The organism is Pseudosporangium ferrugineum (assembly GCF_003002065.1).
Taxonomy (GTDB): domain Bacteria; phylum Actinomycetota; class Actinomycetes; order Mycobacteriales; family Micromonosporaceae; genus Actinoplanes; species Actinoplanes ferrugineus_A.
In genome coordinates this window covers 897,142-910,572 of sequence record NZ_PVZG01000001.1, presented here as the reverse complement: position 1 = coordinate 910,572, position 13,431 = coordinate 897,142, and the positions used below count along the sequence as shown (strand labels likewise).

At 72.9% G+C, this 13,431-nt stretch carries 15 protein-coding genes; 9 read left to right on the top strand and 6 right to left on the bottom strand.

Annotated features, from left to right (window positions below):
* Positions 1-30: 30 nt before the first annotated feature.
* Both CLV70_RS03955 and CLV70_RS03950 read right to left on the bottom strand, forming a co-directional pair.
* Entirely contained in the window at positions 31-1,008 is a 978-nt protein-coding gene (locus CLV70_RS03955) for a LysR family transcriptional regulator (RefSeq protein ID WP_106124897.1), read from the bottom strand.
* 156 nt (positions 1,009-1,164) lie between these two features.
* Entirely contained in the window at positions 1,165-1,770 is a 606-nt protein-coding gene (locus CLV70_RS03950; RefSeq protein WP_106124896.1) for a hemerythrin domain-containing protein, read from the bottom strand.
* Between the two features lie 67 nt (positions 1,771-1,837).
* On the opposite strand from CLV70_RS03950, the gene CLV70_RS03945 reads away from it, so the two are divergent.
* Positions 1,838-3,148, top strand: a complete 1,311-nt coding sequence (locus CLV70_RS03945) for a M20/M25/M40 family metallo-hydrolase (RefSeq protein WP_106124895.1) — start codon at positions 1,838-1,840, stop codon at positions 3,146-3,148.
* Positions 3,149-3,167: 19 nt separating this feature from the next.
* Positions 3,168-3,830, top strand: a complete 663-nt coding sequence (locus CLV70_RS03940) for a hypothetical protein (RefSeq protein WP_106124894.1) — start codon at positions 3,168-3,170, stop codon at positions 3,828-3,830.
* Positions 3,831-4,183: 353 nt separating this feature from the next.
* Here CLV70_RS03940 and CLV70_RS03935 read toward each other — a convergent pair whose 3' ends face one another.
* Together CLV70_RS03935 and CLV70_RS03930 are read right to left on the bottom strand one after the other, a co-directional pair.
* Positions 4,184-4,375, bottom strand: coding sequence for a DUF5703 family protein (locus tag CLV70_RS03935; RefSeq protein WP_106124893.1), 192 nt, complete (start codon positions 4,373-4,375; stop codon positions 4,184-4,186).
* A 5-nt stretch (positions 4,376-4,380) separates the two neighbouring features.
* On the bottom strand, positions 4,381-5,397 hold the full coding sequence (locus CLV70_RS03930) for an aldo/keto reductase (protein WP_106124892.1): 1,017 nt from the start codon (positions 5,395-5,397) through the stop codon (positions 4,381-4,383).
* A gap of 166 nt (positions 5,398-5,563) precedes the next feature.
* Here CLV70_RS03930 and CLV70_RS03925 point away from each other — a divergent pair, with 166 nt between their 5' ends.
* From CLV70_RS03925 to mshC, 5 genes are all read left to right on the top strand, one after another.
* Positions 5,564-6,616 (top strand): LLM class F420-dependent oxidoreductase, encoded by a 1,053-nt coding sequence (locus CLV70_RS03925; protein ID WP_106124891.1) that lies wholly within the window; start codon positions 5,564-5,566, stop codon positions 6,614-6,616.
* 2 nt (positions 6,617-6,618) lie between these two features.
* Positions 6,619-7,320 carry a histidine phosphatase family protein gene (locus tag CLV70_RS03920; RefSeq protein WP_106124890.1) on the top strand — a complete coding sequence of 234 codons (702 nt, stop codon included), beginning with the start codon at positions 6,619-6,621 and terminating at the stop codon, positions 7,318-7,320.
* Positions 7,321-7,429: 109 nt separating this feature from the next.
* Positions 7,430-8,029: a DUF3090 domain-containing protein gene (locus CLV70_RS03915; RefSeq protein ID WP_106124889.1), complete on the top strand. Its 600-nt coding sequence runs from the start codon at positions 7,430-7,432 to the stop codon at positions 8,027-8,029.
* The gene (locus tag CLV70_RS03910) at positions 8,029-8,841 is read left to right on the top strand and encodes an SCO1664 family protein (RefSeq protein ID WP_106124888.1); all 813 of its coding nucleotides are present in this window, start codon (positions 8,029-8,031) and stop codon (positions 8,839-8,841) included. Before CLV70_RS03915 ends, CLV70_RS03910 begins: the two co-directional genes overlap by 1 nt.
* A 54-nt stretch (positions 8,842-8,895) precedes the next feature.
* Positions 8,896-10,134, top strand: coding sequence for a cysteine--1-D-myo-inosityl 2-amino-2-deoxy-alpha-D-glucopyranoside ligase (gene mshC, locus CLV70_RS03905; protein ID WP_106124887.1), 1,239 nt, complete (start codon positions 8,896-8,898; stop codon positions 10,132-10,134).
* Positions 10,135-10,202: 68 nt separating this feature from the next.
* Here mshC and CLV70_RS03900 read toward each other — a convergent pair whose 3' ends face one another.
* Positions 10,203-11,270 (bottom strand): alkene reductase, encoded by a 1,068-nt coding sequence (locus tag CLV70_RS03900; RefSeq protein WP_106124886.1) that lies wholly within the window; start codon positions 11,268-11,270, stop codon positions 10,203-10,205.
* A gap of 120 nt (positions 11,271-11,390) precedes the next feature.
* Here CLV70_RS03900 and CLV70_RS03895 point away from each other — a divergent pair, with 120 nt between their 5' ends.
* Entirely contained in the window at positions 11,391-11,909 is a 519-nt protein-coding gene (locus tag CLV70_RS03895; RefSeq protein ID WP_106124885.1) for a MarR family winged helix-turn-helix transcriptional regulator, read from the top strand.
* Between the two features lie 24 nt (positions 11,910-11,933).
* Here the strand turns inward: CLV70_RS03895 and CLV70_RS03890 are convergent, their stop codons facing one another.
* Positions 11,934-12,725: a GntR family transcriptional regulator gene (locus CLV70_RS03890; protein WP_106124884.1), complete on the bottom strand. Its 792-nt coding sequence runs from the start codon at positions 12,723-12,725 to the stop codon at positions 11,934-11,936.
* 207 nt (positions 12,726-12,932) lie between these two features.
* Between CLV70_RS03890 and CLV70_RS03885 the strand changes: the two genes are divergently transcribed.
* A complete protein-coding gene (locus tag CLV70_RS03885) occupies positions 12,933-13,286 on the top strand; it encodes a hypothetical protein (RefSeq protein WP_106124883.1) in 354 nt (117 codons plus the stop codon).
* Positions 13,287-13,431 lie beyond the last annotated feature (145 nt).

Genomic DNA, 13,431 nt, shown 5'->3' with positions numbered 1-13,431 from the left:
AGCCCCGGCGCCACGGTGCCGGGGCTCTCGTCACGCCGTCGCCAGTTGCTGGACGCCCAGCTGCGGATAGTCGGCCAGCCACTCCACATAGCCCGGGTTGCGCGCGACGACCTCCTGGTACGTCTCCGCGGCCATGCCGAGCAGCCGCGGCGCCACCCGGGCGGCGGGGCTGTCCGGGTGCCAGCCCAGCACCTGCCGCCAGCGCAGCGGGCCGCCCTGGATCGGCAGGTGGGTGAGGCCGGCCGGCGGCCGGAAGGTCGGCTGGCACAGCGCGAGTGCCAGCCCGGACTCGACCATGTCGACGCAGCCCCGGATGTCGGTCTCCAGCATCCGCCGCGGCGTGAAACCGGAGCGGGCGCAGGACGCGGCGAAGCAGTCGGCGAAGCAGCCGTCGCCGGTGCCGGCCACCCACTGCTCGTCGGCGAGGCCGGCCAGGTCCACCTCGGTGCCCTTGGCCGCGCGGTGGTCCTCGGGCATCAGCACGCACACCGCGTCGATCGCGATGGTCTGCCAGACCAGGCCGTACTCGGCCGACGGGATGGCGTCGCCGCACACGCCCACCTGGGCGTAGTCGAGCTTGCCCGCGAGCACCTGGTTGGCGAGCTCCTCCACGTAGTACGACGCGTGCGTGGAGATCTGGGCGTCCGGCTGGTCCTCGGAGAGCCGGTGCACCATGCCGCCGATGATCGGGCCGCCGATCGAGCCGATCCGGTAGCGGCTCATGGTGGTGTCGCTGCCGGCGCCGGCGAGCCGGGCCGCCTCGTCCTGCAGGCCCTTCATGGCCGGCAGCAGGACCCGGGCGCGGGAGAGCACGAGCTCGCCGAGGGCGGTCGGCCGGGCACCGCGCCGGTCCCGTTCGAAGAGCGGACCGCCCAGCGTCCGCTCGATCCGTTGCAGCTGGGCGGTCAGGGCCGGCTGGGCGAGTCCGAGCTGCGACGCCGCCTTCGTGACGCTGCCCGTCTCCGCGATGGCACAGACCACCTTGAGATGCCGCAGCTCCAGGTTCATAGCGTGACGGTAGGACGTTCGCGGGATATCGGCTAGACCTTCGGCCATCCAAAGATCGTCCAGATGTGACAAACGGGTTAAACAAAAGGACAGAACTAGCTAACCCGTACGGCCGTACCGGAACGATTAGTGCTTAATCTATCACTATCAGTGAATTCAGAGGTCCCGTGGGTACGTGGTCCGGCGCCCCACCACATCGCGAAGTTTGTCCACGATGGCGACCGCCGGATCGACCACCTTGTTCCACGGCGGGGTCGCGGGCGTACCCGGATGCGGGCGCGTCGGCGCCGCCTCCTCGGCCAGCTCCACCCGGTTGCCGAGCCGGATCATCTCCTCCGCCGACACCATCCGGACGAGCAGCGGCATCAACTCGCCCGCGGCCGCGTCGGCGTGCCGGACCAGCCGGCGGTGCACGTCGGCCGCCCGCCGCGCGCGATCGTCGTCGCCCGCGGCCTCCAGCAGCCGCAGCGCCTCCAGCAACGCGCGGTCCTCGGCGATCTCCCGGTCGGCGAGCTGGTCGCCGTCGGGCACGGTGGCGCGCACCGCGGGGTAGACGTACTGCTCCTCGGCGGACAGGTGCCGCGACAGGGCGGCGCTGACGACCTGGGCGATCGTCGCCCGGCGGCCGGCGTCGGTGCCGTCGGCCGTCAGCTCCTCGCAGAGGGCGAGCAGCTCGCGGTGTTCACGGGCGACCACGTCGGCGATGCTGGGGCCGGTGGTCTCGCCGCCGACCGGCGGCAGCGGAGGCAGGGATACGGACACGGCCGGGACATACCCGGACCCGATCTCCCGCCAAACGCGTGCCGGGGTGAGCTGGTAAGAAGAGCGGATGGAACCCGTCACCGCCGCCGACGAGGTCGTGGGCATCTGCCGCGACCTGCTCCGGATCGACACCAGCAACACCGGCGATCCCCGGACCACCGTCGGTGAGCGCGCCGCCGCCGAGTACGTGGCCGCCCAGCTCACCGACGTCGGCATCGAGGTGGAACTGCACGAGTCGGCGCCGCGGCGCGCCAACCTCGTCGCCCGCATCCCCGGCCGGGACCGCTCCCGCGGCGCCCTGCTCGTGCACGGCCACCTCGACGTCGTCCCCGCCGACGCCGGCGAATGGTCGGTGCACCCGTTCTCCGGCGAGGAGAAGGACGGCTACCTGTGGGGCCGCGGCGCGATCGACATGAAGGACTTCGACGCCATGATGCTCGCCGTCGTCCGCGACTGGCAGCGCACCGGCGTCGTCCCGCCCCGCGACATCGTCCTCGCGTTCACCGCGGACGAGGAGGCGGGCATGGAGTACGGCTCCCAGTACCTCGTCCGCGAGCACGCCGGGCTGTTCGAGGGCTGCACCGAGGCGATCGGCGAGGTCGGCGGGTTCTCGTACACGATCAACGACGACCTGCGCCTCTACCTGGTCGAGACCGCCGAGAAGGGCATCGACTGGCTCCGCCTGCACGCCAAGGGGCGGCCCGGCCACGGCTCGTTCGTGCACGACGACAACGCGGTGACGGCGCTGGCCGAGGCCGTGGCCGCCGTCGGCCGGCACCGGTTCCCGATGGTGATCACCCCGACCGTGCGCTCCTTCCTGGAACAGGTCTCCGAGGCCCTCGGGATCGAACTCGACCCCGACGAGCCCGAACTGGCGATCGCCAAGCTGGGCCCGATCGCCAACCTGATCGGCGCGACCGTGCGCAACACCGCCAACCCGACCCGGCTCGAGGCCGGCTACAAGGACAACGTCATCCCCGGCAAGGCCTCGGCCACGATCGACTGCCGTACGCTGCCCGGCCAGGCGGAGCTCTTCCTCGAGCAGCTGCGCGGCGTGATCGGCCCGGACATCGAGATCGAGCACCTCCAGCAGCAGGCGGCCCTGGAGACCGGCTTCGACGGCGCGCTCGTCGACGCCATGGGCGCCGCGCTGCGGGCCGAGGACCCGGGCGCGCGCGCCGTGCCGTACATGCTCTCCGGCGGCACCGACGCCAAGGCCTTCACCACGCTGGGCATCCGCTGCTTCGGGTTCGCGCCCCTGAAACTGCCCGCCGACCTGAACTTCTCGGCTTTGTTCCACGGCGTCGACGAGCGTGTCCCCGTCGAAGGACTACAGTTCGGCGTGCGTGTGCTCGACCGACTGCTCAAGGCGAGCTGATGAGAGGACTTTTCTAACCATGACCGACCAGTACGCGGAGCTGGACGCCGCCCTCGAACGGGTCGTGGAGTCCGCCCGGGCCCACCTGGCGGCGGTCAAGGCCGCCCAGGGCCGGGTCGACGACGACGACGTGTGGCAGGCCTACGTCAACCTGAACAACACCTCGTTCGCCTACGACGAGCAGCTGCTCGAGGCGTTCGGCGAGGTGACACCCTGGGACGTCGAATCGATCGACCCCGACGAGGCGGACGCCCGCTTCGGTACGGCGATCGGCGGCCTCGACGGCGCCGCGGCGGACCCGTACCCCCAGGTCGTCTCGGTGCGCCAGCGCCGCGACTACCGCGTGCCGAGCGTCGCGGCCCTGCTCCGGGTGGCCGACGCCGCCCGCCGCACCATGGTCCCCGACGACGAGGAACCCGAAACGGTCGACTCCGTCGGCGAGGCGGTGCTGGAGCTCCTCCAGGCCGGCGACGGCTCCCTGTCGTCGCTCGACGTGCCGGAGCTCGAGCCCCTCGACGGCCTGCTGACGGTCTCGGAGGTGAAGGAACCCCTCGACCTGGAGGCCTTCGCCGACGAGGACGGCACGGGACCGTTCACCCCGGGCCCGGACGACCAACTCGTCGGCCGCCTCGACGAACACCCCTTCCTGGGCGACGACGAGGAAGCCGACCACGCCCATTAATTTGGCCTTCGCTTCGCTACGGCGGGCATTGCGCCCCCTGGGAGCCTGTGTCGAGAACACCGGAACGAACCACGGCTTCGCCTAGTCCGTTCCGGCGCCCTCGACACAGGCGGGCGCAATGCGACCGGGTCAAGGCCGTAGACCCTCGCCAGACCACACCAACCCCGAGGCGCACTGCCCGACCCAAGTCACCGAGGTGCGTTGCGCGACCCAAGTCGCACTGCGCCCGCCTGTGTCGAGGGCGCCAAAACACACTAGGCGCCTTTTGCCGTGGTGTGTTTTGGTGCCCTCGACACAGGCTCCCAGGGGCGCAGTGCCCGCCGCAGCGAAGCGGAGGCCAGCAGCTCAGCCAGCTATACAGACAGGCCGGGTTGGGGAGTGGGGGACTTTTTTCGGCGGAGCATTACCTGGCGGGTGCCGTCGCGGAAGAGTTGGACGCGGGCCAGTTCCCAGCCCGAGAATTCTGCCTGGATGGCCAGCTGCGCCGCGGCGGTCAGACGATCGACGTTCGACGGCAACCGCAGCGGCGCGTACTCGTAGTCCATGCGTCCTAATATGCGTCAGCCGCGGGTGGGCCACCAGCCCCCGGGCCGGTCAGGCCCTCGCGTTCCGGGTAGCCGACCGGCACGGCGGACACGTCGTCGAGGGCGTGGGCGATCTCGGCCGGCAGGGTGAGGTCGTCGCTGAGCAGCGCGCCCTGGAGCTGGCCGGCCGTGCGCGCGCCCAGGATCGGTGCTGCCACGCCCGGACGGTCGCGGATCCACGCCAGGGCCACCTCCAGCGGCTCGACGCCCAGGCCGGCGGCGGCCGTCACCACCGCCTCGACGATGCTCGAGCTGCGCGGCTCCAGGTAGGTCTGCACGAACGGGGCCAGGTGGTCGGTGGCCGCGCGGGAGTCCAGCGGGCGGCCGTTGCGGTACTTGCCCGTCAGCACGCCGCGGCCCAGCGGCGACCACGGCAGCACGCCGAGGCCCAGCGCCGCCGCGGCCGGCAGCACCTCGCGCTCGATGCCGCGCTCCAGCAGCGAATACTCCACCTGGGTGGCGACGATCGGGGCGCGTCCCGGGTACGCCCGCTGCCACGTCGCGAGCTGCGCGGTCTGCCAGCCGGCGAGGTTGGACACCCCCACGTAGCGGACCCGCCCGGTGTGCACCGCGTGGTCCAGCGCCGCCATCGTCTCCTCCAGCGGCGTGTGCGGGTCGTACCCGTGCAGCTGCCAGAGGTCGACGTAGTCGGTGCCGAGCCGGCGCAGCGACGCGTCGAGGGTGCGCAGCAGATGCCCGCGAGAGCTGTCCCGGCGCCGGTGCGGCGAGTGGCCCAGGCCGGCCTTGGTGGCGATCAGCACCTCGTCGCGGGGGACCAGGTGGTCGAGCAGCGACCCGATGACCGTCTCCGCGTCGCCGTCGCCGTACACGTCGGCGGTGTCGATCAGCGTGCCGCCGGCGTCGAGGTAGAGCTTGAGCTGCGCGGCCGCGTCGTCGGGGTCGGTGTCCCGTCCCCAGGTCATGGTGCCGAGGGCCAGCCGGGAGACCGCCAGCCCGCTTCGGCCGAGCGGTCGCTGTTGCATGGGTGAACCTTATTCAGACAAGACCCCCCGCGGAACGCCAGCGGCAGCTCAATAGGGTCGCGGATGCGTCGGGTACGCGACCCGGCACCCCGAAGATCACTCAGCGTGTTCGCCTAGGCTTCGTAGCGCGGAGCATCGGTGCTCCGGCAGCAGGATCGGAGGACCCGTGCGGCTCGGACTCAGCCTCGGATACCAGACCTCGTGGAGCACCCCGGCCGATCACCTGGCCATGGCGCAGGAGGCCGACCGGCTCGGCTACGCCGTGGTGTGGGCGGCGGAGGCGTACGGCTCCGACTCGCCGACCATGCTGGCGTGGATCGCCGGGCAGACCGAGCGCATCGACGTCGGCGCGGCGGTGATGCAGATCCCGGCGCGCAGCCCCGCGATGACCGCGATGACCGCCGCCACCATCGACGCCCTCTCCGGCGGGCGCTTCCGGCTCGGGCTGGGCGTCTCCGGCCCGCAGGTCTCGGAGGGCTGGCACGGCGTGCGGTTCGCCAAGCCGCTCGGCCGCACCCGCGAGTACGTCGACATCGTCAAGCTGGCGATCGCCCGCAAGCCGGTCGCGTACGAGGGCGAGCACTACACGCTGCCGCTGCCGGACGGGCCCGGGAAGGCGTTGCGGCTCGGCTTCCATCCGCCGCGTACGGCCGTACCCATCTATCTCGCGGCCGTGGGACCGAAGAACCTGGAGCTGGCCGGCGAGATCGCGGACGGCTGGCTGGCGATCTTCTTCGCCCCGGACGCCGCGGGCGAGTATCTGCAGCACATCGAGCGCGGCCGGTCCCGGTCCGGCGCGGGGCTGACCGGGTTCGACGTCTGCCCGACCGTGCCCGTCGCGCTCGGCGACGACGTGGCCGCCTGCGCCGACCTGATCCGCCCGTACGCGGCGCTCTACGTCGGCGGCATGGGCAGCCGCGAGCAGAATTTCTACAACCAGCTCGCCGTGCGGATGGGTTACGCCGACGCCGCCAAGGAGGTCCAGGACCTCTACCTGGACCGCAAGATGCGCGAGGCGGCCGCGGCCGTGCCGCAGGACTTCATCGACCGCACGTCCCTGCTCGGCGGCAAGGAGCGGATCACCGAACGGATCCGGGAGTACGCGGCGGCCGGCGTCGGGACGCTGTCGGTGAGCCCGTACGTCGGCGACCTGGAGAGCGGCATCGCCACGCTGCGGGCGGTCGCCGAGGCGTACGAGGCCGCCGGCGTGGCCGGGTAGCCGTGGCCACCGTCCTGCTCCTGCGTCACGGGCGCACCACCGCCAACGCCACCGGCGGGCTGGCCGGGCACCGGCCCGTCGAGCTCGACGACACCGGCCGGGACCAGGCCCGCCGGGTCGGTGGGCGGCTGCGCGCGCTGCCGCTGGCCGCGGTCGTGACCAGCCCGCTGATCCGCTGTCGGCAGACCGTGGAGCTGGCCCTGCCCGACGTGGTCCCGGCGGTCGACGAGGGCCTCATCGAGTGCGGGTACGGCGACTGGGAGGGCCGCCCGCTCAAGGAGCTGGCCGAGGACCCGCTGTGGCCGGTGGTGCAGCAGCACCCGAGCGCGGTCGTGTTCCCCAACGGCGAGGCGATGGCCGCCATGTCGGCGCGCGCGGTGGCCACAATCCGGCGCTGGGACGCCAAGGTCACCGCCGAGCACGGTACGGACGCCCTCTGGGTCGCGTGCAGCCACGGCGATGTGATCAAGGCCATCGTCGCCGACGCCATGGGCCTGCACCTGGACGAGTTCCAGCGGATCGTGGCCGACCCGGCGTCGGTGAGTGTGATCCGGTACACACCCACCCGTCCGTTCCTCGTGCGCCTCAACGACACCGCCGACCTGAGCGCGCTCGTACCCCCGAAAAAGGCCGACGGGCAGGCCGCGGACCCGGCCTCGCAGTCCGACGCCGCCGTGGGCGGCGGCGCCGGCGCGGGGGTGTGAATACCGGGCGTGACCGGCGTGTTACCGCTGCGTGTGCTCGCGTTGCGCCCTCGGCGAACCGGCCCGGTGCGCTGCGCGCTCCCGCGCGCGGGCGGATAGGGTCGTTGGCATGACCCACCAGGTGCATGCCTTCGAGCCGCCTGAGCGGTTCGTCGCCGGGACGGTGGGCGAGCCGGGCGACCGGACGTTCTTCCTCCAGGCCCGCGGCGGCGGCCGGGTGATCAGCGTGGCGCTGGAGAAGGGGCTGGTGTCGCTGCTCGCCGAGAAGCTCGAGGAGCTGCTCGCCGAGGCCGGCCGCCGGTTCGGCGTCGACCTGCCGGAGACGTCCCCGCTCGCCGTCAACGACAACGAGCCCCTCGACACGCCGGTCGACGAGGAGTTCCGCGTCGGCACGCTCGGGCTCGCCTTCGACGTCGACACCACCACGGTCGTCATCGAGGCGATCGAGGCCGGCGAGGGCGACGCGGAGGTCGAGCTCGACGACGACGAGGACGAGGACGACGAGGACGGCCCCGCCGATGACGAGGACGACGAACCCGACGACGACCTCGACCGCCTGCGGGTGCGGCTCACCCCCGAGGCGGCCCGGGCGTTCATCGACCGCGCCCGCCGCGTGGTCGCCGCCGGCCGCCCGCCGTGCCCGCTCTGCGGTCAGCCCCTCGACCCGGCCGGCCATCTCTGTCCGCGGCACAACGGTTACCACCGGTGATGACGGGGCCCGCCTCCGTGCTGGCCGAGGAGCAGGCCCTCGAGCTGCTCACCCACGGCACGATGGAGCTGGAGGGCCGCCTCGTCGACGCCTCCAACACCACGCTGCGGGCCGAGATCACTCTCGACGGGCTGACCCGCCGCTGCGTCTACAAGCCGGTCCAGGGTGAGCGACCGCTGTGGGACTTCCCGGACGGCACGCTGGCCGGCCGCGAGGTCTCGGCGTTCCTCGTCTCCCGGGCGACCGGGTGGGGGCTGGTGCCGCCGACGATCCTGCGCGACGGGCCGCTCGGCAGCGGCGCCTGCCAGCTCTGGATCGACGAGCCCGAGGACGCCGAGTCGCTGATCGGGTTCGTGCCGGCGTACGACGTGCCCGAGGGCTGGATGCCGGTGGCGTCCGCGCGGGACGAGGACGGCGACGCGTACGCGCTGGCCCACGCCGACGACCCGCGCCTGTCCCGCCTCGCCGTCCTCGACGCGGTGATCAACAACGCCGACCGCAAGGGCGGCCACGTCCTGTACGCCGCCGACGGCCGCATCCACGGCGTCGACCACGGCGTGTCCTTCCACGTCGAGAACAAGCTCCGCACGGTGCTCTGGGGCTGGACCGGCCGGCCCATCCCGCCCGAGTCGGTGGAGGTGCTCGAGAGCCTCTCGGCGCAGCTGGACGGCGGCCTGGGGGAGCAGCTCGAGGAGCACCTGACCCTGACCGAGGTGCAGCACGCCCGGCTGCGGGTGCGCCGGCTGCTGCGCTCGCGCCGGTTCCCGCAGCCGCCGCAGGACTGGCCCGCGGTGCCCTGGCCGCCGGTCTGAGTCTTTACTCACGCGGCGCCGACAGTCCCGGTGGGGCTCGATAGGCTCGTGACCATGGACGCATGGACCGGGCACGACGTGCCGACCCTGCCGGGCCGGGCCGCCCCGCCGGCGCTGTACGACTCGGCCCGCCGCGCGGTCGTCCCCACCGCACCGGGGCCCACGGCGACGATGTACGTCTGCGGCATCACGCCGTACGACGCGACCCACCTGGGCCACGCCGCCACGATGATCACGTTCGACCTGGTGCAGCGGGCCTGGCGCGACGCCGGCCACGAGGTGCGTTACGTGCAGAACGTCACCGACATCGACGACCCGCTGCTCGAGCGCGCCGCCCGCGACGGCGAGGACTGGATCGTCCTGGCGATGCGCGAGACCGCCCTGTTCCGCGAGGACATGGAGGCGCTGCGGATGATCCCGCCGGCGCACTACGTCGGGGCGGTGGAGTCCATCCCGGCGATCGCCCGGCACGTCCGCGAGCTGCTGGCCGACGGCGCGGCGTACACGCTGGACGACGGCACCGGCGACGTCTACTTCCCGGTCTCCGCGGCGCCGTCGTTCGGCTACGAGTCCCATCTGTCCCGCGAGGAGATGCTGACGCTCTCCGCCGAGCGCGGCGGCGACCCGGACCGGGCCGGCAAGCGCGACCCCCTGGACCCGCTGCTCTGGCGCGGCGCCCGCGACGGCGAGCCCGCCTGGGACGGCGGCGACCTGGGCCCCGGCCGCCCCGGCTGGCACATCGAGTGCGCGACCATCGCGCTCGGCCTGCTCGGCACCACGATCGACGTCCAGGGCGGCGGCAACGACCTGCTCTACCCGCACCACGAGTGCTCGGCCGCGCACGCCGAGCGGCTCACCGGCGAGGCGCCGTTCGCCTCCCACTACGTGCACGCCGGCATGATCGGCCTCGACGGCGAGAAGATGTCCAAGTCCAAGGGCAACCTGGTCTTCGTGTCCCGCCTGCGCGGCGACGGCGTCGACCCGATGGCCGTACGCCTCGGCCTGATGACCGAGCACTACCGCACCGACCGCCAGTGGACCGACGACGTCCTCAAGGCGGGCGAACTCCGGCTGTCCCGCTGGCGTTCGGCGGCCGCGGCCGCGTCGGGCCCGTCCGGCGAGGGCCTGCTGTCCGCCGTACGCGAAGCCCTGCACCACGACCTGGACACCCCGTCGGCGCTGGCGGTGGTCGATGCCTGGACCGAGGCCGCCCTGTCGGGCGCGGGGGACGACGCGGCGGCTCCGGCGCTCATGTCCCGGACGGTCGACGCCCTCCTGGGCATCCGCCTGTAGGAGCGCCCGGCGGCCGTCCGCCCGTCCGCCGTTGCCGGCGGCCGTTGCGGGCCGCCGGGCGGGCGGGATCAGGCGTCGGCCAGCGCCGGGTAGTCGGTGTAACCGCTGTGGTCGCCGCCGTACGCCTTCGCGTAGTCGGGCTGCTGGAACGGGCCGCCCGCGGCCAGCCGCTCCGGCAGGTCGGGGTTCGCCAGGAAGAGCGCACCGTACGAGACCGCGTCCGCCTCGCCGTTCTCGACGGCCTTGAGCGCCTCCGGCCCGGTCCACGCGCCCGGCGTGTACGGGTTGAGGATCAGCGTGCCGCTCCACCGCTCCCGCAGCCGCGGCGTGAACTCGGTGTCCGGCCCCTCGGCGACGTGCAGGTACGCGAGCCCGAGCGGGTTCAGCGCGTCGACCAGCGCCAGGTACGTCTCCCGGTGCCCGTCCTCGGTGATGTCGTTGAACGGGTTGGACGGTGAGATCCGTACGCCCAGCCGGTCCGCGCCGATCGCGGCCGCGACGGCCTTCGTCACCTCGACGGTCAGCCGGATGCGCCCCTCGACGGTGCCGCCCCAGCCGTCCGTGCGGAGGTTCGCGTTGGTGGAGAGGAACTGGTGCAGCAGGTAGCCGTTGGCGCTGTGCAGCTCCACGCCGTCGAAGCCCGCCTCGATCGCGTTGCGGGCGGCGGCGGTGAAGTCGGCGATCGTGGCGCGGATCCCGTCCTCGTCGAGGGGTTCGGGGGTGACCAGGTCCTGCGGGCCCTCGGCGGTGAACACCGTGCCGGCGGCGGCCACCGGGGAGGCGCCGACCGGGGTGGCGCCGTGCAGGCTCGGGTGGCCGATCCGGCCGGAGTGCATCAGCTGGGCGAAGATCAGGCCACCCCGCTCGTGCACCGCGGCGGTCACCGGCTTCCACGCCTCCACCTGAGTGGCCGTGTGCAGCCCGGGGGTGTTCAGGTAGCCCTGTCCCACGGCGGACGGCTGGGTGCCCTCGGTGATGATCAGGCCGGCGCCGGCACGCTGCCCGTAGTACCGGGCCATGAGCTCGGTGGGGCTCGCTCCGGGCCCGTACGCCCGGCTCCTGGTCATGGGGGCCATCACCACGCGGTTGCGGGCGGTGTGGCGGCCGATGCGGATCTCGTCGAATGCGGAGGGCATCACAAACTCCTGTCCTGGGCAGCGAATCTGCTGTCCAGGACAGGTAATCCCCGGCCGCCGCGCTTTCTTCCAGGTCTTCCGGTGATCAGGGTCACCGTCCGCCGGAGCTAGGCTGGCCGCATGAGCGGCGATCCGGACGGCCTCCGTCAGCTGCCGGGGGCGGCCGCGGGCGGCCCGATCAGCCACGCGATCTTCCGGCTCGCCCGCATCCACCAGCTTCTCGCCGGCCGTCTGCTGCGCGCCGCCGGCCTGCACCCGAGCCAGGAGCTCCTCCTCATGCGACTGTGGGAGTCCGGCCCGCAACGCCAGGCGGCCCTCGCCGAGGAGCTCGGCACCGACTCGGCCGGCACGACCCGCATCGTGCAGCGGCTGGAGGCGGCCGGCTACGTGCGCCGGCTGCCCGACCCCGCCGACCGCCGGGCGACCCTGGTCGCCACGACGCCGGCCGGCGACGAGCTGCGCTCCTGCGTGGAACACATCTGGACGCAGCTCGAGGAGTTGACGGCCGGGGACATGACGGAGGCGCAGCGGCGTACGGCCCTGGCGAGCCTGCGGGCGCTGGAGGAGAACGTGCTGGCCACCGAGGCGGGCTCGCGCTGCGGGATGCCGGCCGCCAAGCGGGGTGCCGCCCGGCGGTGAGCCCGGCCGCCGGCTCTGGGGCGGTCACGCGAGGGTGAGGCCCGGGTCCGGGTCGGGGTCCGGGGCCGGCTCGGGGATCCGGTACTCCTCGGTGAGCGTCGTCATCGGGCCGGGCCAGGTCGCCTGGGCCACCTCGATCGGCTTGCGGGTCTCGTCGAACGCCACGTGCAGCAGGTGCAGCACCGGCGTGTCCGGCCGGATCTGCAGGATCTCCGCCTCCTCCCGGCTGGGCTGCCGGGCGCTGATCGTGTCCGTCGCCGACGTGTAGCGCCGGCCGATCGCCTCCTCCGCCTCCTGGTAGAGCGGGCGCCCGTACGCCTCGGCGCGCTCCAGCGAGGTGCCGGTCGCGTCGGTCACCCGGAACCACGACGCCCCGACCTCCACGGTCGCGTCGTCGGCGCGCACGACATGCCGCCGGACCAGCATCTCGGTGCCGTCGCGGACCCCGAACGCGTCGGCGACCTCGGGCGGGGCGGCCTCCTTGCCGACGGCGGTGAGCTGCTGGCGGTACCGGGCGGCCAGGTCGGCGTGGTAGCCGCGGTGCAGGCCGTACCGGCCGCGGGCCAGCCGGTTGAGCCGCCGCCGGGTGCCGCGCACGTACGTGCCGGAGCCCGGCTTCGTGATCAGGATGCCCTCGACCCGCAGCTGATCGACGGTGCGCTGCACGGTCTGCTTGGCCACCCCGAACATCTCGGCCATCGCGGGGATCGAGGGCAGCCGCTCACCGGGCTGCCACTCGCCGCGCCGGATCCGCTCCTTGAGCAGCGCGGCGATCTGCCGATGCGGAAACTCCGCGGCGCCGGGATTGATCGTCATGTCCGACCTCCAGACCCTAGGTTCCTAGGATGCCGTACGGACGGTGCGCCAGCCCACCGCGACACGCGGGTGCGGCCCTTCGAAGCCGGCCGGCTGTGCGCGGATCTGGATGGGCGGGCTTCTGCAGAGCTGGCGGGCCCCTTCCCGCGGCGCGTCCCGGCACCTGCTGGTCATGGGGGAGGGCGGCGCCGACTAGGCTCTCCCGCCATGGAGGCTCTGCGGTTGATCCTGCGCTACGCGCACCTCATCGGATTCGCGCTGCTGCTCGGCGGCGCGGTCGTTCAGTTCGTCTCGGGCAAGCTCCGGATCAACCCGGCCATGCTGTGGGGCGCGATCATCCAGGTCGTCACCGGCCTGGCCCTGGCCGCCCCCCTCCGCGGCGGCGGCGACGCCGAACCCAGCCCGGCCAAGCTCGCGGTCAAACTGCTCATCGCCATCATGATCTTCGTCATGGTCTTCATCCCGTGGCGCCGCAAGCGCGAGGACATCAACCGGGGCCACTTCATCGGCATCCTGGCCCTGACCCTGATCAACGCGGCAATAGCCACCTTCTGGCGCTGACGCCTCCGGCGCGCGCTATCTGCTACGCCGCAGACAGAACCCTTCCGGGCCGAAGGGGAAAGGCGCATGCCCGCATCTGCCTGACTCCGGCCCTGCGCCGGCTCGTGCATTCCTCATCGACCTTGAGGGCGGCGAGGCCGCACCC